Origin of the sequence: Piscirickettsia litoralis, from assembly GCF_001720395.1 — a bacterium.
GTDB lineage: Bacteria > Pseudomonadota > Gammaproteobacteria > Piscirickettsiales > Piscirickettsiaceae > Piscirickettsia > Piscirickettsia litoralis.
On record NZ_MDTU01000001.1, the window covers coordinates 1666565 to 1685584 of the forward strand.

Sequence of the window (19020 nt, forward strand, 5' to 3'; positions counted from 1 at the left end):
TACTTCTTTTGTTTACAAAAATTAGGAGCATCTGTGTTGTATACAATCAAGCACTCTATCTGCTGTCTTATATCTAACGATCCACCAACCAGGGCAGTGCTCCCTGTGTCAATATCATGTATACTGTGTCGATTAAATCAACCAAAAGGTAACTCTAACAATGGATAAACTCGTCCCTTTTTTAACCGAACACTATCTTCTGGCAGGCTTGTTTATCGTCGTGCTCATTATTTTCTTACTTCATGAATTTCGCTTACGCTCTCGTGGCGTCAAACGCCTCTCCCCACAAGACTTAACTGCGGTCATCAATCGCCAAAAAGGCATTATCGTCGATGTTCGTGACAGCAAACAATTTGCAAGCGGCCATATCGCTAACGCCCGCAATTACCCTAAAGCGCAAATGGAAGAATTCTTACCAAAGCTTGAAAAGCATAAAAACAGACCCATTATCCTAGTATGTGAAAATGGCACCAGCGCAACCGCCGCAGGCAGTGTGCTCAAAAAGCAGGGCTTTGAAGATGTTTATAGCCTCGCTGAAGGCCTTGCCAGCTGGAAAAAAGAAAGTTACCCACTCGTGAAATAATGTGGATATGAGGAATAAATCATGCCTGAAGTAATTATGTATACAACGGCTGTTTGCCCGTACTGCGTACAAGCTAAACGCCTGCTCTCAGAAAAAAACGTTGATGTCACTGAAATTCGTATCGACCTTAATCCAAGCAAACGCGAAGAGATGATGACTAAATCAAATCGTCGCTCTGTACCACAAATTTTTATCGGCGATACCCATGTCGGTGGCTGTGATGATTTATATGCGCTAGAGCGTGACGACAAACTCGATGCCTTGCTTCAAGGCCGTTAGTTCTCTACACTTGAGATCAAATTTCATACTTATAACATAAACGATAAGGAGCCACTCTCATGGCTGAACAACAAGCAGTCCCAGGTACAGAAAATTCTGAAGCAGAATTCGCTATTCAAAAAGTCTACGTCAAAGACCTCTCTTTTGAAGCACCAAACACACCAGCGATCTTTCAAAAAGACTGGAACCCAGAGCTTAATGTTGAACTCAACACTCAAGCCAATAATCTTGCAGAAGATACATTTGAAGTGGTTTTAACGGTTACCGCAACAGTCAAAAATGACAATGAAACTGCATTTTTAGCCGAAGTTCATCAAGCTGGAATCTTTAGCATTAAAAATATTCCACAAGATCAACTTCATCACGCTTTAGGCAGCTTTTGCCCAAATATCCTCTTCCCATATGCACGTGAATCCGTTTCTGACTTAGTCAACCGCGGCGGTTTCCCACAATTACTGCTCTCACCAGTAAACTTCGACGCACTTTACATGCAACACTTAGAAGAGCAACAAGGTGAACGTAAACAAGCGGTTGGTGAGACTCAACACTAAAACTTAAAGAACAAGGATACAGGCACAGTATGGAAAAAGAAGCGATTACTGTGATTGGCGCAGGCTCTTGGGGCACTGCGCTATCCTGCGCCCTCGCGCGCAATGGTCACACCGTTCACCTCTGGGGACGTGACCATCAGCATATGAAGCAGCTAAAACAAAGCCAATGTAATGAGAAACACCTTCCTGGCCTTAAGCTTGCCGACAATATTAACTGCCATGAACACCTTGCAGAAGCCGTTGAAGCCAGTGGCGCTTTAGTCATTGCTGTACCTTCTCATGCCTTTGCATCTAGCTTAAGAGCGGTTAAATCCCACATCACCCATTACACGGACATTATCTCCGCCAGTAAAGGGGTCAGTGATGAGAGTCTATTTTTAGACCAGGTCTGTGCGAACGTGCTATCTACAGAGCAACCCTTTGCTGTCATTTCAGGCCCAAGCTTCGCCAAAGAAGTTGCTCAAGGCTTACCCACAGCGATTACGATTGCATCAAGTGATAAAGATCATGCAGCACGCTGGGTCGAGCGTTTTCACCAAGACAACTTTCGCACCTATACCAATCATGATGTTATCGGTACTCAAATCGGAGGCACCGTTAAAAATGTTATGGCCATCGCCGCAGGCATTGCCTCAGGTCTTGGCTATGGTGCCAACGCACAAGCTGCATTGATCACACGAGCCCTAGCAGAAATCATGCGCTTTGGCTTAGCTTTAGGTGCAAAAGCAGAAACCTTGATGGGACTTACCGGTTTGGGTGACTTAGTACTCACCTGCTCTGACAACCAGTCACGCAATCGTCGTTTCGGCCTCGCTTTAGGCCAAGGTAAAACACCAGAGCAAGCAGAAAAAGTGATTGCACAAGCGGTTGAAGGCTATCATAACGCTAGGCAAGTTTATCAGCTTGCAAGCAAGCTTGATATTGATACGCCGATTATTAATCAGGTCTATCGCGTTCTCTATGAGAACTTACCTATACAACAAGCTGTTCAAGAGCTTTTTGCTCGTGCTCCAAAAAGCGAATAAATAAAAAAGCGCCTGAGCAGGCGCTTTTTTATATTCTAAGTTAATTTTATTTTCTGCGGATAAAGCGCCGTTGAATACGCCTCTTTTTGTCCAATGCCTCCTCAATGTGCTTGACGCGCCCCCGTAAATCACGCACATTGGCCAAAATATCATCTTCTTCAGCTTTAATATTGTGCAGACGCTCTAAAACAACTTTAATCTCTTCGGTTTCTGCATGAATACCTTGCAAAATATTTTCACTTTCTTCTCTGACCATATTAAAGTCCTGACGCATGCCTTTACTGACAAAAATCGATGAGAAATTCGCAGTAATCACCGAAAAAAGTGCCATTCCCATTAAAATTAATCCAGCACCAAATATCTTACCCACCAAGGTTGTAGGCACATAATCTCCATAGCCCACCGTAGAAACAGTTACCCAAGCAAACCAAATCCCCTCAAGCGGTGTTGGGAAGCTTTTATCAAGCGCAGAAACTAAAATACCCGCAAACACCATGATCATAAACGCCGCCGCAAGCGTCGTACCTAAGCGGTTATCTGTCAGTGATAAATAACATACTTTTAACCAAGGTATTAATAACCAGCCAATCAATAGCAATCTTAGGAACTGTAACCAGGCTTCATCGGAATAATCAGTAAAAATTAAAAGAAACAGACCGGCACAAATCACTAAAATATTAACCCACTGCCGGCGTAAATAAGTAACTTTATATCGCGTCAAAGACAGCAGCGTCACTATTTCAATAACAAAAAAGCTCCAAACGATTAAATTCGCGATAAATTCCTGTTGCAAATTAAGGGCATGGCGTAATTCAAAATACCATTGCATCATTAGAAAAATGAGAAAGAACATACGCGCTCGGAAGAAGTACTGATACCAGCGCACAGCTTGAGCAGATTCTTCTTTTGCAAGTCCCCCATACCCTACAATACTTAGGAGTACAGCGCGATTCTTCCAAGGAGTTTGCATAGAGTCCAATTCATATTATCTAAATCCATAGCCTAAAGTTTAGTCAAAAATGATAATGTTTTTGAATAAACTCTATAAACAAAAATCAATCATCTATGTTAAAGTTGTTTTAAAAATCTAGCTTCTCCACTTAATTTAAGATGAGTGCTATAAACACAAATATATAGGTATAAATTATAGCTATCGCTATAACCCTCTTTAATTTATAAATTTTTAGAAGAATTATTTTATTTAGAAATTAATCAGTGATCCCGATTTTTTTGGTATTCTGTCTCTGTCATAATTTCGTGCTTAACTTCTTTTAGATTAATACCCCGCAATCGTGCAACTCGCAGAGCGACCCGACGTACGTCTTCAGCATTATTATTTGACTCAAAATGAATCACTTGATCTTGTTCACAGCCTTGGATAATTACCACCCATTTTAATACTTCTAGCATACAACACTCTTGCTTGTTTTATTCATTTTTCTCACAGATCATTAAACATGATTCATGTTTAACACACAAGTCTATTTCATAGTTATGATAATGGTATAATGACAACACGCTGAACTGTTGACATCTCACCTCGCTTATGATTTTATGGTTAGGCAACTTACTTATCGGAGCTCTAGTCATGCACCAGCTTAGCAGCAATCAATCTGCTTTATTCCACACACTCTCTGTGGCTGCTGCATCATCTTATTATCCTAGCTCTTCTTACTATTGCTATTAACTCTCAGCAGTAATACTTTGCGCAACTCGCGCTAAAAAACACCCTCTAATCTCAAAATTTTTACTCAACCTCTTACAGGGCAACAGAGCGATGCATATTTACCAGGCAAAAACGCCTGATGCAACCGGTTTTATCGATTTTTCGACTACAGAGCATCAGGTTTGGCAAACACTTTTTACTCGTCAGAAAAAATTATTCAAAATCGAGCATGTGATGAATTTATCCACGGTTTAGAATTATTGAGCTTACCTTCTGAGCATATTCCACAACCTCGAGACATTTCAAAAACACTTGGAAAGTTAACAGGCTGGTCTGTAGAGCCCGTGCCAGCAATTATCCCTGTCAAAGAATTTTTTACCTTACTTGCGAATAAAAAATTTCCAGCTGCAAGCTTTATTCGCCGCCAACAAGACCTAGAGTATCTTCAAGAGCCTGATATATTTCATGAAATATTCGGTCATTGTCCACTGCTGACTCACCCCGCCTATGCTAACTTTCTTGAGCACTATGGCAAACTTGCCTTACAAGCCTCAAAAGAACAGCTGCGATTGTTAGAGCGCTTATTCTGGTTTACAATTGAGTTTGGCTTAATAAAATCCAAGCAAGGTTTACGTATTTACGGCGGCGGCATTTTATCATCGATTAAAGAGACGCAGTTTTCTTTAGCAAGTGATGAACCAAACCGCCAGCTCTTTAACCTTCACAGCGTCATCACGACTGATTACCGCTATGATCAAATTCAGCCAAGTTACTTTATCATTAATCAACTAGAAGATCTTTATCAACTGATGGAACTTGATTTACTTGATATTACCGCCCAACACATCAAATACACTCGCGCATCTTCTTCGGCACAGCAAATAACATAGGCAACTAAATAACAAGATGACACATTACAACTCTGATCACCTTATTACAGCAACACAAAATTGGCTAGAACAGGTCATCATCGGCCATAATTTTTGCCCATTTGCTGTGCGTGAATTTAAGCGTAACAGCATCCGCTATCTGGTAAATACGGATAAGAAGATTGCCGCAATGCTAGAAACATTAGTTTTAGAATGTAAATACCTAGATACTCACCCACAAACAGAAACGACATTGGTGATATTTTCAACAGGTGTGAGTCAGTTTGAGCGCTTTTTAGATCTACTCGATCTTGCTAATGCATTGCTTATTAAACAAGGTTATGAAGGAATTTACCAACTTGCCAGCTTTCACCCTGATTATTGCTTTGCCGATGCTGATCTTGATGACCCAGCGAATTACACCAACCGTTCACCTTATCCAACCTTACATTTAATCCGTGAGGCAAGCTTAGAGCGCGTGCTTGAAAAAGTGGCCGCCCCTGCCGCAATTCCAGAGCGCAATATTAGCCATGCAAGAGAGCTTGGACTGAATGCGATGCAATTGATGCTAAAAAACTGCTATAGTCACGATGATGACAACAACGAATAAGCAAAAATAAAAGGGTAATTCAGAAGTGCAGTGTAGGCGAAAACATCTTAACTAGATTAAGATGGTGGCTATGCGCAGACTTGAACTGCGGACCCCAGCATTATGAGTGCTGTGCTCTAACCAGCTGAGCTACATAGCCGCCGACAATGCTTTGCTATTATATGAATTTGGCTCTCTAGGTCAACTTTTTTTTACTTTTTTTTCAAAATACTGCCCCGATTTATTAATCCAAGGCCATTTTGTCATGGATAACATCCGTCAACTCTTCAAATTCGTAATCCGTTAAATCCAAACTTTCTAGACAGCTGCTTTGAATCTGTGGCCATTCATGATCAGCATCACTATGTCCTAATGATTTATGCAGACCCACGATATGCTCAGCCATTTTCAACACAGCCAACATCTCAAACGTCAATTCCGCCCCTTTTTTAGGTCCGTTGCGAATGTATTCTAAATCATGGTGATGGCGTATCACTTGCGTCATCGCATCAGGTAACTTCCAACCTTTGCCAATATAGTAGCCAATTACAGCATGATTAGACTGATAGCGAATGTCTTCTATAGTGGTTAAATCACTCTCTTTATGGCTATCATAACTTTCAGACAAAGTCTTTAAATAATCTTCATGCTTTTGCGCCAATAAAATAACACCACAATTGTGAAACAGGCCCAAGCTATACGCATCATCAGGCAATAACTGCCGGTTTAACTCCACTGCGAGCAAGTAACAGGTGAGTGCAATATCATTGGCTCCATCCCAAAAACTCATAATCTCACAACTACCAGCACTTCCAAGTGAGCTTTGCAACGCTTGCGTATTCACCAAGGTCTTAACCCGGTTAATCCCTAGCATCATCACCGCACGTTCGATAGAGCCAATTTTAGCTTTAATACCAAAGGCGGCAGAATTAACAATTTTCAAAACGCTCGCCGCAATACTTGGATCTTTGTTAATCAATGCTGAGATCTTATCCAAATCATCCTCAGCCTCTTTGATTGCACTGATAATATGAGGTTGAGCAGGGACTGTAATGCCACGTAAAGGGTTATGTTCTTGATTATCACCCATAACAAGTCACGCTATATCCAGACTATTAGACTTAAGTATAGAAGTTGGTCAACCATCCCTGCACCAAAACAAGAAAAGCCTATCAAATATAATTAATAGGCTGAAATAAAAAGAAATTTAATTTAAAAAAAGCTAACTCCGAATTAGCCGATTTTACCAATCGCCCCCACCAAAGTCATCGCCTCCACCAAAGTCACCTCCGCCAAAATCACCAAAACTATTGTTATCAAAGGTTCCCTGGTCAAAAGCACCAGTATCCATGACACCGCCCTGTTGATCCATGCCTGTTTGGCCTGCATCAAAACCTTCAGCAGGCGCTTCGTTAATTACGGTCTCGTTTATCACTTCAGAAGGCGCAGCCGCATGCGCTGCACCACCACCAAACATACTACTTAGCCCTTCAAATAAAAACATCCCGCCAGCAACACCTACCGCGCCTGCGGCTGCATTTCTTAAAAAACTACTACCACCGCCTTGCTGAGCTGCACCACCTCCCATAAAACCTCCACCTTGAGGTCCCATGTTATTGTATTGAGGTTGAGCGGCAAACTGCTGTTGACCTGCGCCACCGGCAAAATGAGTAGACCGTGGCGGTGTTTGTTGGTTTTTATTACCACCAAATAAATTACCTAAAAAACTTCCGCTCGGTTTCTGGGCAGCCTGCTGGCGTTGTTGCTCTAACTCTGCGCGCAATTGGGCAATTTGCTGCTGTGCCTGCCCCAAAGCATGCTCTTGTAATAAAGTCGCTTGAGTTAGCTGATAAACAACGTCTTTTTGAGTTCCTACCTTTTCTTCAATCAAGGCCGCAGCCTCTTTATCCTTTTGAATTTTAGGACCGGCATCACGTAAGCGCTCACCTAAAGACTCTATCATTTGACGTTCTTCTGCTAACATAGCGTTCTCCGATTATAAACCATCTCTTAAAATCCGATTCTATCACTAACCACTGTTGCTTGGCGTTAACAAAGTATTAATTTTGCTTTTCTAGCGCTTTTAATGTTTCTATGGTTTCATCTAGCCACTCCACTGTCGCAACCGTGCAGCGCTGGCCTCCACGTGCAACCGCCTGAACATAAGCGTATTGAGGACGATCACCCAGCACACTATCGATCTTATTATCGAGCGCATTGTTAACTAAGTGTAAAAACTCTAGCTCACGGGCGCGTGCCGCCTGTAAATGCTCGATCATGACCGCAGGCTCAACATGACAACCGAAAAACAACTTCAACACCAGTTCGTCACGAATTTGATATTTAATCGATGGATCCTTCAACCATACCTGTATCGCTCTTATCCCCGCATCTGTGATGCTATACAGCTTGCGAGTTCTGGCGCCATGAGCATCTTCTCGACAAGTCACCAGACCTTCCGCGGTTAACCGCTTTAACGTCGGATATATTTGTGACTCGCTTTCCGCCCAAAAGTAGCAGGCGCTTTCTAATAAAAACTGTTTAACATCATAACCGGATAACTCTCCGCGATGACTTAACACACCGAGTATCGCATAACGTGACTTGCTTTCTTTGGCCACTTTTTTCCCCACTGTACGCCCAAATATAGAGCATAGTGTTTACATATATATAAAACATATATAATATACACACACAATGATAGCGTCAAAATAAATAGGCCCTTGATTTTAACAATGAATGCATACCACACACTTTATTTAACCCTCAGCCATACACCGTGGTGGGCTTATGCATTGCTGATATTTTTTATTAAACGGGGCATCAGTGCCTTGTCAGTCTCAACTCACTCTATCTATCGTCTCACTATTATTCCAACGATTTTTACTTTCTGCTCCATTCGTACCTTGATGACGGCAAGCGCTTCGCAAGCAGTATCAGATATTTTGATTTTGTGGGCGCTTGGACTCATTGCCGGTTTGATGGTCGCATACTTTAATACGCCGACTTCACAAATTCATGCAAACTATAGCAAGCACACCCTAAGCCTCCCAGGCAGTCCTTACACACTGATTTTCTTGCTTGGTGCATTTACCATAAAATATACCTTATTTTATCAGCTAGCACTTACCCCAGAAATAATTCGTAATTTCTCATTTAATGTTATATTGCTAACAACAGCTGGATTATTTACAGGTTTAAGCATCGGCCGCAGCCTGTGCTTGAGCTATAGTTATTACACTAAAAAATGTTTAAAAACGTCTGTACATTCTTAATGGAGATCCACCTATGAGCCGTCGCAAGGCCTGGTTAACCCTCGTCATCCTTCTTGTTCTGATCTTTGGCACGATTAGCTTTTTTGTTTACCGGCATATTCAACAAGGCATGAAAATGCTCGCTGCCTTTATCCCCCCACCGGCCACAGTATCGGCCGTCAAGGTCAAGCAAACCCCTTGGCAGCCTTATTTGGAGTCTGTAGGCTCAATCGTCGCTGTAAACGGTGTGAATGTGACCTCTGAAGTCTCCGGCCAAGTTGAGCGTATTTTATTCCAGTCTGGCGATTTCGTCGAAAAAGGCCGGCCACTTGTCCAGCTCGATGATCGCACTGAGCAAGCGAATTTGCTTCAATACAAAGCTAAATTAAAGCTCGATCAGCTCACCTATAATCGTGACAGAGCATTACTGAGAAAAAACTGCTATCTCCCGCCAAGAAGTTGATAGTGCCTTAGCCACACTCGAGCAAACGAAAGCGCAAATGCTCGGCACCGAAGTGTCTATTTCACAAAAACTCATCCGCGCCCCCTTTAGCGGCAAAATCGGCATTCGCAATGTCAACCTTGGTCAATATGTCTCTCCGGGCACTAGCATCGTGAGCTTACAGTCAATCGATCCATTGCATATTAATTTCTCACTGCCCCAAGAGGACATGAATAAATTAACTCTCGGCCAGAAAATAACTGCAACGGTTGATAGCTTTCCTGGACGGGAATTTACCGGCACAATTAGCGCGATTAACTCAGAGGTCGACTCAGATACACGGACCATTGAAATACAAGCCTCGTTACCGAACCCTAAACATGAACTCTATCCCGGGATGTTTACCACAGTTAAGGTGTATTTACCTGCACTTCCTAGTGTATTGACCTTACCCCATACAGCGATCACTTATACCTTATATGGTGATTCGGCCTATCTAATCCAGCTCAGCGGCAAGAAAAACCAACAAGGCGAAGCTGTCGGCATTGTTAAGCGCATTGCCATAAAAACAGGGGATCAACGAGGCAATACCGTTGTAATCAATAAAGGGGTTAAAGCCGGTGATTTGATTGTCGATGGTGGTCAACTCAAATTGAATAATGATGATCCAATTGCTTTAAAAAATATAGAGAAGTGGTAATTCACTTCTTTTACACCCTCTAATTTAAGGTTTAAATCATTTACCTTTAATGGATAGCGATTTATGAAATTTACAGATCTTTTTGTACGCCGCCCAGTCCTTGCCAGCGTCATCAGCATTATGATTTTGATATTAGGCTTGCGTGCACTGTTTGAACTTCAGGTGCGTCAGTACCCAAAAATTGAAAACACCGTCATCACAGTGACAACGACTTACTCAGGAGCCACTGCGAACCTGATCCAAGGCTTTATTACTTCTCCTATCGAAAAAGCCGTCGCCAGTGTCGATGGTATTGACTATATTTCAGCGCAAAGTGTCACCGGTACAAGTACCATCAGCATTTACTTAAAACCCAATGTCAATGCGGATGCTGCCTTTGCTCAGGTAATGAGTCAGGTTAATTCAGTACAAAATCAGCTGCCACAAGATGCCGATCAACCCGTCATTGCCAAGAAAAAGTCAGACTCTGTCGCTTTGCTCTATATCAGTTATTCAAGCGATGAGCTGACCTCTCCGCAAATTTATGATTATTTATCTCGCGTTATTCAACCCAAACTACAAACCGTTCAAGGCGTCGGCAGCGCAGATATTCTGGGAGGAAATCCATTTGCAATGCGTGTTTGGTTAAATCCAACACAAATGGCCGCACTTCATGTTACCGCAACTGAGGTTTCAAACGCTCTCACTTCAAATAACTATCAAACCGCCGCAGGCCAAACCAAGGGTGTTTTCAGCGTTTATAATATCAATGCTAAAACCGATATTAATACCGTTAAAGACTTTAAAAATATCGTCGTCAAAGAAAGTGGCGATACTTTAATCCGCCTTAAAGATGTTGCAAAAGTTGCCTTGGGCGCTCAGGATTACAGTTCATCGGTCATTTTCAATGGCAAGCGCGGTGTCTTTATTGCTATCCAGTCAACCTCATCGGCTAACCCGCTTTCTGTCATCAAAGATGTGCGTAAAGTGTTACCGACACTCACCAAAGATCTGCCTCCCTCACTGAAGCAAAATGTCGTCTATGATGCAACTCAATACATTAATGCATCAATTCAAGAGGTCATTAAAACTATTATTGAAGCGACACTTATTGTTATTGTTGTGATTTTCCTATTCTTAGGCTCACTACGCTCCGTTATTATTCCGGTTGTCACCATTCCATTATCATTGATTGGTGTTTGTTCTCTCATGCTGGTCTTTGGCTATTCGATTAACCTACTCACTCTCTTTGCCATGGTACTTGCTATCGGCCTGGTCGTCGATGATGCGATTATTGTCGTCGAAAATGTCCACCGCCATATCGAAGAAGGTAAAAAACCATTTGAAGCCGCCCTGGTGGGTGCCCGTGAGATTGCCTCACCGGTCATTGCCATGACAATTACCCTCGCTGCGGTCTATGCACCAATTGCCTTTGTTGGTGGCATTACCGGTGCGCTCTTTAAAGAGTTCGCCCTAACCCTAGCCGCTGCGGTGATTGTCTCTGGCGTCATCGCCTTAACACTATCACCGATGATGTGCTCAAAATTATTGGTCGAAGATAGTGCCGGTGGTGGCTTAGCACACTGGCTCGATCGTCAATTCTTACGTTTACAACACGCCTACGAAAAGGTTTTTACACCAAACATTAAACCATCGCCCGGTCGTTCTAACCTTTGGCCTCATTATTTTAGTCGGAATTTTTGGCATGTTAAAAATGAGCCAAAAACAACTTGCTCCACATGAGGATCAAGGGTTTTTAATTACCTTCGCCTCAGCACCAAAATATGCCAACATTAACTACGTTGAAAAATACTCAAAAGAATTTGGTAAAATTTATAAAAGCTTCCCTGCGGTTTCAGATTACTTCATCATCAATACCACAGGGGCTGGGACTTTCCCAAGTCAAGTGACTTCCGGTGCAGTACTCAAGCCATGGGGAGATCGCTCGATGACGACCATGCAATTACAACCTTTATTGCAACAAAAGCTTGACCAAATTACTGGGTTACAGGCGCAAGCGATTCAAATGCCTGCCCTACCCGGACCTGATGGTATGCCAATTCAGTTTGTTTTGACGAGCACCGCCGACTATAAAATACTTAACGATGTCATGACAAAACTAGAAGCTGCAGCCAATAAAAGTGGCTTATTCCTCTTCACCGACAGCGATTTAAAATTCAATAAACCTGAATTAAATATTGCAATCGACCGAGCAAAAGCCGCGCAAATGGGCATCACCATGCAGCAAATTGGCTCAACACTTAGCACCCTATTAAGTGGCGGTAAAATCAATTACTTCAGCCTTGATGGCCGCAGTTATCAAGTCATCCCTCAATTGCCAGATGACAAACGCTTAACGCCACAACAACTTAATAATAACTACATTAAAACCGCTGCGGGCAAGCTGATTCCATTGTCCAGCTTGATTAAGCTTTCGACTTCCGTTGAACCAGGCACTTTAAATCAGTTCCAACAGCTAAATTCTGCCACCTTATCCGCTGTGGCAATGCCAGGACATACCGATACAGAGGCGCTTAACTTCTTAAAAGCACAAGCTACTAAGTTGATGCCAAAAGGCATGACCTATAACTTCTCAGGTCAATCACGAACACTCGTTCAAGAAGGCAACGCCTTAATCTATACTTTCTTCTTTGCCTTGATCATGATTTTCTTGGTCCTTGCTGCACAGTTTGAAAGCTTCCGCGACCCTTTCATCATCATGTTCACTGTCCCGATGGCTATATTCGGTGCCGCGATCCCAATGGCTCTAGGCTGGGCCTCACTGAATATTTATACTGAAATTGGTTTAGTCACATTAATTGGCTTAATTACTAAACATGGTATTTTAATGGTCCAGTTTGCCAATGACTTACAAGAAAAAGAAGGGCGCGATATTCGCGATGCTATTGAGCATGCTGCCGGAATGCGTTTACGGCCGATCTTAATGACTACAGCGGCAATGGTTGTCGGTGTTGTGCCACTCATTATCGCCTCAGGTGCAGGAGCAGTGAGCCGTCACGACCTCGGTTTAGTCATCGCTATGGGGCTATTAATAGGGACATTATTTACACTCTTCGTTATTCCGACCATGTACACTTACTTGGCAAGAAAACGCAGTTTAAATAAACCCAAACCAATAGAGCAAGCTTAAAACAAAACTTTAATTCCAACCCAAGTAAAAAAGCCCACTTTAAGTGGGCTTGCTTATTTTTGAAACAAACAATTCTATACTGTTGGCAGATGCTTTTTGTAAATATCATCAATCGCTTTAGAGCCTGGTGTTAGGTCTTCAATTTGATTTTTATACACCGGGGAATAATTCCAAACCGTCCAACCTAAAAAATGTCCACCACTGCTATTTGTTAATAATTTGTCACTATATGACACTGTATTTTCATGCATATAATTTAAGACACTATTTACATCCTTTGCACATACATCACTCACCTGGTCTTTATCACCTGGAACACCAAATTCATCTAAAATCACGTCAATTTTGTTTTCTTTCATCCAATCATCTAATTTATTAAAAAAGCTTTGATCAAGCACAGATGACGTTGTATCAACACAATTTGCCTGTGTGCCACTATAGTCACTGTCAAAATATTGGTGCATCGCTACTGCCACATTCTTTTCTTTATCTGCTGCTAACAACCCCTTAAATGCATCACTATTAACTCCTTGCCCTTCGTCTTTAAACCAACTCCACATCCCCGAATAATATGTCCCCTCAACGATAATTTTATTTTTCAACCCTTGAGAGCGAATTGATTTTAGCCCAGCAACATCAAGATTATAAGCACTGCTTGCACTCATATGATTCGGCTCATTGGAAATTTCAAACCAAAGATGATTATTTGCAGTATCTACACCTTGTGCTTTTAATTCATTCACTAATGCGCCCCAAATATGACTAATTTCATCTTCAGTAACTATTTTTCCAAACGAACCTCCGCCTGCACCTGCATTTGGGTTCCATTGCATATAGTCATGTGCATCTAAAATAACAATAGCCCCTGTATTAAGTAAGTTACTAATATTTTTAGCAAGAGGCTTTAAGTAATTTGAATTTACAGTATCAGTGCCTAACTCATTAATCTTCGTTGAAGTCGGAATTTGATTAAACACATAGTCCCACCGAAAAGGCAATCGCACTATATTCATTCCAATACCACTAAACGAATCATTCTTGCTAGTACCTGCAGGAAAGTTACCAAAATAATTTGTACATTGAGTCGGATTATTAAAGCAATCACTCAAGTTTTTTGCATTATTGGGATAATCGATACGATTTAAATATTGCAAGGTACTTTGAGCACCACTTCCTGTTTCAGCTGCGCTAATATTAATACCACCAAATGGAAATGTATTAACCGTTGCAGAAAAACCAGTCACAGATAAAGTCAAAGTTAATGATGCTGCACAAAAACATGATAATTTTCTATATAAACTCATTTAAAAACCTCATTAATAAATTTTAAAAATTATTTAACAAAATATAAAAAATCTACATTAAATTAATATTAATTTTTTAAAATCATCAAAAAGAAGAGCATAAACACTAAAAAGATATCTATCGATGCCTTTTTAGTGTTTTAATTAAAATTATAGTCTGAATTGATCGAGCGTACTGCCATTTTTACTATTTTGCAATGGCCCGCTCACCATCAGCCCTTGGCCATTCACAATATGCGCAATGCCACTATTTTCTTCACCATTGAGCCAACGATCAACAAGGTGATTAAGGGCTACTCTCTGAGTTGCTTTTACTTCAATAGCATTATCTGCATGCACTTCTTGCATAGGAAAGTAAGAATAAACGCCTAAACCATACCCAGTAAAGTTGTTAGCAGATGAATTAACCAATAAAGCTGGGCAAACCTGCTGTTTATCGGTAAAAGAGTTACAAGACACTAAAGGGTTAGCTTTACTATCACCTTCTGGTAAACGATAAGGCATTTCAGATTGATAAAAATTAATTGTCCCATATTTCCCATTCCAAAGCGTTTGAGCATTCTCAAAGTGTTCAACTGCAAGACCATCCATCGTTACATAATTACCATTTACAATAAGTCCATACTGCGCTTTATCGGTATTCCAGTTTGTGAGTGCTGTTGTTGGGCTGGTATCAGGACTTCCTGTGGTACGTGCATCATGATCAGCGCGCCATAGCCATAAGTTTTGGCCAATCACATAGTTTGCATTTATTTTTACAGCCGCATATGCTGATGGCCCAGGATCGTTTGGATCACCTTGGGTAGTGCGAGCGATACGAGCATACACATCTTGTAATATATCTGGATTATCCGCTAGCCCCTGCCCCTGCTCTCCGATAGTAAGCAATACATTGTTTGCACTATCACTAGCATTTTTAACGCCAGCATCAAATACAAACCCTGCTAAGCGAACACCTTCACTCGCTGTTTTCATACAACCACCATCGTCATTACATACTAAAGAAGGCAGTCCTAACCCAAGGACTGTTTGGTCTTTATTAACTTGAATCTGACCGCCATTGATTTGATACACGCCAGGCATAATAATCAAGCCTGCTTTTCCACTTAATGCGACATTTAATGCATTGGCATCAACTTTAGTCATATTATCTTGATCATTATCTGGTGATAATATCTCAAAGTTTGAGATTGGTTTTAGCACTTGGCCATTATTATAACTTACAGACCAATGACTTTGATTATCCACAACGAGCCTTGGATTATATTGCGCTTTATTATTAGGAGTATCCATTGTTTTTGTAAATGGATATGTATTATCCGTGGTTGCTTTATTTGGGTCATTTTTCGCTGGTAAGCTTGTATAACCCCAAGCATTTTGTGTATGTTCAATATCTCCTGTGCCCAAGTATTTTGTCTTAGCATCCATATTATTTACTACAGCATTCCATACCCCGGTATCTATTTCTGGCGTAGTTACATTTGTGATATAAAATTGTTGCTGAGAGCCTAACTTTAAGTGACCATCTATAGTAGAGTTACCAATAAAACCACCACTCGTCATGCCACATGCATAAGTACCACCCGTATTCCAGTCACAAAGCAATAAATTCATTGGTGACCCATCAGCATGCGTGCCTGTTACATGGATATTTCTAATTGCAGATGCTTGTGATACTGCAATTCTCAATGCATCAGAATCAGAATCCCCCGCTCCAGCTGGATTTTTTAGTCCTGTTGCATCAATCGTTAAATCAGCTAAAGCACGCCAAAAATTATTTAGACCCCCCAGGCTGTGGCGCTACCTGGCCTTGAGCATTTGCGGTATTCAATATATTAATTCCTGGGCTAACCGTAACACTTCCTCGATTACTGCCAACACCTAAAACTTGCGTATAATAACCAATTTTGAAGGGTTCTGTCATTGGATAATTACCCGCACCGATTAAAATTGCATAGCGGCTATTTGACCACTCAGTTGTTTTCCCTACAGGTGCAGGTTGGCCCATTTTATCTTGACCACCGCCAATAATAGTCCCTAAGTTATAAAGTGCGTCAGCATCTCCTCCCTGAACAAAATACGCACCACTTGGGCAGCTCCCCTGCGAACATTGATTTGGTGACATCAACAAACTTGAAAAGTTACTTCCTGGAGAAATTTCAGCAACCGCATTGATACTCACCATTACACTTGCCATTCCAGCGACAAAAGTTACAGATTTTTTCATTAAATATTTTCTATAAGACATAAACACCCCTTGATTAAGACCAATCAATAAAAATTTCAAGTAAAAATCAGAACAACAAATAAACTCTATTTTATTTATTATCTATAAAATAAAACCATAAAAAATTAATTCCTTATTTTCCTTTCCATCTAACCAACATATTATGTTTTTAATTGACAATCAAATAATACTTTAAATTAATTTATTAATTTTTTGTTAAATTAACTTATTGCAGCCTCTCACAAATAATAGCCACTCACATGACAACAGCAATTACACCAAAATAAAATAACAGATAAAACATAAAATTTTATTATATTAATAATAAAAATCATAAATCAATACATTTTAAATAAAAATTTAAAGCAAGAAAAATTAAACAAAAAGATAAAAACAGCAAAGCAGAGGATTATTCTCCGCTTTGATAAAATATACGTGCAGATTTTGTAAAAGTTAAAGCAATCGCAATTAAAGTTAAAACCACTTTAATTAGATAAATAATCGCTAACACTTTCGCTGTTTGCCAGAGCACCGGCCAATTTTTGGCTGCTGGCATCGCATCAGCAATAAACATTAAAATAACTAAAAACCGTGGCCAACCGGCTTTACTCAGTAATTTATACCCACCTAAAGCCAACAATCCAGCAAAGATCAATGAATAAATCGATGCGACAACTAAAGGCGTTAAAGGCACATCAGCCAATTTTGTCGGCATCACAAAAGGTTGAGCCACAAGGATAATTACTGCAATCAACGCTGCAATATAAATGAAACACTGTGCTAATACTAAATTTTTCATTCAATACTCCAAAACTCTATCATCAAATAAAAGCCATAAAAAAAGGCGCCGAAGCGCCTTTTTGAGACTTTATCAGTTCAAATTAGAACTTAACAGTCATATCAGCAGTCAACACGTTGTAGTGGCTAGTGCTAGTATTGCTGCTATTTGCAATAACATTAGTGTATTGGCTAACACGTGCATACTCAAGACCAACAGTCGTGTTCTTGAATACTTCAGAGTTAACACCTAATAACCATTGATCGTGCTTAGGACCAGTGTTAGTAGTGTTGCTAGTGTCAGTTACATTAGCAGTATCAAAGCCATATGTACGGCTATAACCTAACATAACAGTCATTGGCTTAACCATTTGGAAGTGGTACGCACCTTCAACATCAAATGCTTTTAACTTAGTATCGCCTGCAATACCCGTGCGATTATTTACAGCCTTCAAGCTTTGTGCATAGGTCGCTAAAATATCAAACGGACCTACACCCACTTTAGCGCTGATGTTCGCCATCGGGATACGACCAGTATTCTTGTCAGCACCTGTGATTGTCAGATCATCATTAGTGTTAACGATGTTAGAAACATAGCCCGCGCCTACAGTTGCATTAACCTGACCCGCATTGAAGGTGTAATCTGCTTGTGCAGACCAGTCACTCGTTGCTTGATTAGGGTTGTTAATGTTAGCTTGAGTTGTGCTTGTTTTGAATGCAGTTAAAGAGGTATGCAAACCCGCTTTGTAGAAGCCCACAGATGCACCATTTTGAGCACCTGGACGGAAGTAATGCTTAGCAAGGTTATCAGAGTAGATATCATCAGTTGCTAGACCAAATAGACCTGCATCTGGGTAGAATTTACCGATTTGGCCATACACTGGCAATTGGTTTAGGTTACCAATTAATAAACTACCCGTGTGTAATTTATCAGAAGCAGTGCTGTTTAAATCGTAAGACATTTCACCATGAACCCAATCATTAACGTTCGCTAAAACGTCAATGCGCGCAGTGTCTAGGTAGAATGCAGAAGCACTGTTACCCTTGTATGCATTCTCAACTGGATTACCGCTAGTAGAGCCAGAACCCACAGTACCATTACGGTTATATTGACCATCAGCTTCTAAAGTACCACCAATTGTTAATAATGGTGCATTGCTGCCTGCTTTAGCGATTGATTTAAGAAGGTCTAAACCACGACCGTTGTAATTGTTAGAAGCGATTAGCTCTCCTCCTACAGGACCAACGTGAACTGCACCGGCAGTTTGGCCTTGACCTTGAAGGTTAGCAACTTGTTGTTGAAGTTGAGTTTGTTGAGCTTTCAATTGATTGATTTGTAATTGAAGCTTGCCGTTATCTGCTGCATTTGCTGCTGTTGCAGTCAAACCAGCTACAGCTACTGCTGCGACGATCATTTTTACTTTCATTTTTATTCACTCTAATTTGTTTTATATTGGGATACACATTTAAGTGCTATTAAGCAACTGGAGCTACTATAACTAGCTTAATTCACTTTGTAAAACCTAAAGCTAAAAAAAAACTTCAGCTAAAAACCAAACTTATCGAATCTCGATAACTATCTATCAAATTAGAATAAAACCAATAAAAAGAGCAATAAAAAAAA

At 40.7% G+C, this 19020-nt stretch carries 21 protein-coding genes and 1 tRNA gene; 11 read left to right on the forward strand and 11 right to left on the reverse strand.

Annotated elements, in window-relative coordinates; all coding sequences use genetic code 11:
- Positions 1-160: 160 nt before the first annotated feature.
- Genes BGC07_RS08295 through BGC07_RS08310 form a run of 4 tightly spaced genes read left to right on the forward strand, consistent with a single transcriptional unit; the run spans position 161 to position 2438 of the window.
- Positions 161-583, forward strand: coding sequence for a rhodanese-like domain-containing protein (locus BGC07_RS08295; RefSeq protein ID WP_069312721.1), 423 nt, complete (start codon positions 161-163; stop codon positions 581-583).
- Positions 584-604: 21 nt separating this feature from the next.
- On the forward strand, positions 605-862 hold the full coding sequence (grxC, locus tag BGC07_RS08300) for a glutaredoxin 3 (protein ID WP_069312722.1): 258 nt from the start codon (positions 605-607) through the stop codon (positions 860-862).
- A 59-nt stretch (positions 863-921) separates the two neighbouring features.
- Positions 922-1413, forward strand: coding sequence for a protein-export chaperone SecB (gene secB / locus BGC07_RS08305; protein ID WP_069312723.1), 492 nt, complete (start codon positions 922-924; stop codon positions 1411-1413).
- Positions 1414-1442: 29 nt separating this feature from the next.
- Positions 1443-2438 (forward strand): NAD(P)H-dependent glycerol-3-phosphate dehydrogenase, encoded by a 996-nt coding sequence (locus BGC07_RS08310; RefSeq protein WP_069312724.1) that lies wholly within the window; start codon positions 1443-1445, stop codon positions 2436-2438.
- Between the two features lie 46 nt (positions 2439-2484).
- Here the strand turns inward: BGC07_RS08310 and BGC07_RS23640 are convergent, their stop codons facing one another.
- Both BGC07_RS23640 and BGC07_RS08320 read right to left on the reverse strand, forming a co-directional pair.
- Entirely contained in the window at positions 2485-3408 is a 924-nt protein-coding gene (locus BGC07_RS23640; RefSeq protein ID WP_069312725.1) for a potassium channel family protein, read from the reverse strand.
- A gap of 242 nt (positions 3409-3650) precedes the next feature.
- The gene (locus tag BGC07_RS08320; RefSeq protein WP_069312726.1) at positions 3651-3848 is read right to left on the reverse strand and encodes a hypothetical protein; all 198 of its coding nucleotides are present in this window, start codon (positions 3846-3848) and stop codon (positions 3651-3653) included.
- A 438-nt stretch (positions 3849-4286) separates the two neighbouring features.
- Here BGC07_RS08320 and phhA point away from each other — a divergent pair, with 438 nt between their 5' ends.
- Together phhA and BGC07_RS08330 are read left to right on the forward strand one after the other, a co-directional pair.
- A complete protein-coding gene (gene phhA, locus BGC07_RS08325) occupies positions 4287-4994 on the forward strand; it encodes a phenylalanine 4-monooxygenase (RefSeq protein WP_235603035.1) in 708 nt (235 codons plus the stop codon).
- Positions 4995-5010: 16 nt separating this feature from the next.
- Positions 5011-5583, forward strand: a complete 573-nt coding sequence (locus BGC07_RS08330; RefSeq protein WP_069312727.1) for a DUF1415 domain-containing protein — start codon at positions 5011-5013, stop codon at positions 5581-5583.
- A 62-nt stretch (positions 5584-5645) separates the two neighbouring features.
- On the opposite strand, the gene BGC07_RS08335 is transcribed toward BGC07_RS08330, so the two are convergent.
- From BGC07_RS08335 to BGC07_RS08350, 4 genes are all read right to left on the reverse strand, one after another.
- A tRNA-Met gene (locus tag BGC07_RS08335) sits at positions 5646-5722 on the reverse strand.
- An 84-nt stretch (positions 5723-5806) separates the two neighbouring features.
- Positions 5807-6652 (reverse strand): HDOD domain-containing protein, encoded by an 846-nt coding sequence (locus BGC07_RS08340; RefSeq protein ID WP_069312728.1) that lies wholly within the window; start codon positions 6650-6652, stop codon positions 5807-5809.
- A 153-nt stretch (positions 6653-6805) separates the two neighbouring features.
- Entirely contained in the window at positions 6806-7546 is a 741-nt protein-coding gene (locus BGC07_RS08345; RefSeq protein ID WP_069312729.1) for a DUF2076 domain-containing protein, read from the reverse strand.
- Between the two features lie 76 nt (positions 7547-7622).
- Positions 7623-8195, reverse strand: coding sequence for a PadR family transcriptional regulator (locus BGC07_RS08350; protein ID WP_235603036.1), 573 nt, complete (start codon positions 8193-8195; stop codon positions 7623-7625).
- Positions 8196-8297: 102 nt separating this feature from the next.
- On the opposite strand from BGC07_RS08350, the gene BGC07_RS08355 reads away from it, so the two are divergent.
- The 5 genes from BGC07_RS08355 to BGC07_RS23205 all read left to right on the forward strand — a co-directional run bounded on the left by BGC07_RS08355 (position 8298) and on the right by BGC07_RS23205 (position 13088).
- Complete coding sequence (locus BGC07_RS08355) at positions 8298-8837, forward strand: DUF6622 family protein (RefSeq protein ID WP_069312730.1); 540 nt, start codon at positions 8298-8300, stop codon at positions 8835-8837.
- Between the two features lie 13 nt (positions 8838-8850).
- Entirely contained in the window at positions 8851-9279 is a 429-nt protein-coding gene (locus tag BGC07_RS22095; RefSeq protein ID WP_235603037.1) for an efflux RND transporter periplasmic adaptor subunit, read from the forward strand.
- Complete coding sequence (locus tag BGC07_RS22100) at positions 9260-9958, forward strand: efflux RND transporter periplasmic adaptor subunit (RefSeq protein WP_317135151.1); 699 nt, start codon at positions 9260-9262, stop codon at positions 9956-9958. The genes BGC07_RS22095 and BGC07_RS22100 overlap by 20 nt, the downstream gene beginning before the upstream one ends.
- A gap of 63 nt (positions 9959-10021) precedes the next feature.
- A complete protein-coding gene (locus BGC07_RS23200; RefSeq protein ID WP_268801632.1) occupies positions 10022-11680 on the forward strand; it encodes an efflux RND transporter permease subunit in 1659 nt (552 codons plus the stop codon).
- A complete protein-coding gene (locus BGC07_RS23205; protein WP_268801708.1) occupies positions 11622-13088 on the forward strand; it encodes an efflux RND transporter permease subunit in 1467 nt (488 codons plus the stop codon). The genes BGC07_RS23200 and BGC07_RS23205 overlap by 59 nt, the downstream gene beginning before the upstream one ends.
- 74 nt (positions 13089-13162) lie before the next feature.
- Here BGC07_RS23205 and BGC07_RS08370 read toward each other — a convergent pair whose 3' ends face one another.
- The 5 genes from BGC07_RS08370 to BGC07_RS08390 all read right to left on the reverse strand — a co-directional run bounded on the left by BGC07_RS08370 (position 13163) and on the right by BGC07_RS08390 (position 18823).
- Complete coding sequence (locus BGC07_RS08370; RefSeq protein ID WP_069312731.1) at positions 13163-14392, reverse strand: cellulase family glycosylhydrolase; 1230 nt, start codon at positions 14390-14392, stop codon at positions 13163-13165.
- A gap of 150 nt (positions 14393-14542) precedes the next feature.
- Positions 14543-16081, reverse strand: a complete 1539-nt coding sequence (locus BGC07_RS08375; RefSeq protein WP_139121654.1) for a hypothetical protein — start codon at positions 16079-16081, stop codon at positions 14543-14545.
- 85 nt (positions 16082-16166) lie between these two features.
- Positions 16167-16640 (reverse strand): hypothetical protein, encoded by a 474-nt coding sequence (locus BGC07_RS08380; protein ID WP_069312733.1) that lies wholly within the window; start codon positions 16638-16640, stop codon positions 16167-16169.
- Between the two features lie 388 nt (positions 16641-17028).
- Entirely contained in the window at positions 17029-17418 is a 390-nt protein-coding gene (locus BGC07_RS08385) for a hypothetical protein (RefSeq protein ID WP_069312734.1), read from the reverse strand.
- A gap of 82 nt (positions 17419-17500) precedes the next feature.
- Positions 17501-18823 (reverse strand): LbtU family siderophore porin, encoded by a 1323-nt coding sequence (locus tag BGC07_RS08390; RefSeq protein WP_069312735.1) that lies wholly within the window; start codon positions 18821-18823, stop codon positions 17501-17503.
- Positions 18824-19020 lie beyond the last annotated feature (197 nt).